Raw genomic sequence first — 803 nt, 5'->3', positions numbered from 1 at the left:
GGCGGCGAGCACCTTACAGATTACTACGGCAACCGTGACTAATGCCAGCTGCACGGCAACAGGCAGCATCGTCGTAACGGCTGCGGGCGGGATAGGTGCTTATAGCTACCAGCTTAACAATGGAGCCTTTGGCACAAGCAATGTGTTTAGCGACTTAGCTCCGGGCTCCTACACGCTGACCGTTCGGGATGCCAGCGGCTGCTCCGTTACCCGCTCTAACGTTACTATCCTCAGCGTGCCGAGTAACTTGGTTTTGGCGCTCTCAAACCTGGTCAATACTGACTGTACTACTTCCTTGGGGGCTGTCACGCTGGCCGCTAGTGGTGGCACGGCGCCCTACCGCTACGTGCTTACCAACGGCACAACGGAGCTAACGAATGCGACGGGTAGCTTCTCAGGCCTGCGTGCTGGCACTTATAACGTGCTGGTAAGTGACGCTAGCGGCTGCACCACGACGTGTACGACCATCCAAGTAGTCATCAACGCGGCGCCCACGGCGCCTAGCGCTCCTGTCGCTGTGGTCGTGCAGCCCACCTGTTTGGTAGCCACGGGTTCTCTAACAGTAAGCTCGCCCATTGAGGGTGGCACTTATACCCTGGTTGGGGTGGGTGTAACACTCACCTCTAACACGGGCGTATTCACGAACCTGGCGCCGGGTGCTTACAGCCTCAAGGTGTCGCTTAATGGTTGCGTCTCCGCCGCCGTGGCGGTGACCATCAACGCGGTGCCCACGGCGCCCGCTCAACCAGTCGTGACACTCGGGCAGCCCACCAGCTTAGTGGCGACGGGTTCCGTGACAGTAA

Annotated in this window: 1 pseudogene; it reads left to right on the top strand. The window is 59.4% G+C overall.

From position 1 onward, the window contains the following. Window positions 1–34: 34 nt before the first annotated feature. Window positions 35–803: pseudogene (locus B9A24_RS21110) on the top strand (SprB repeat-containing protein); the annotation flags it as partial.

Source organism: Hymenobacter roseosalivarius DSM 11622 (assembly GCF_900176135.1).
Classification (GTDB): Bacteria; Bacteroidota; Bacteroidia; order Cytophagales; family Hymenobacteraceae; genus Hymenobacter; species Hymenobacter roseosalivarius.
The sequence above is the reverse complement of the archived record's forward strand: the minus strand, read 5'-3'. Positions and strand labels throughout refer to the sequence as shown.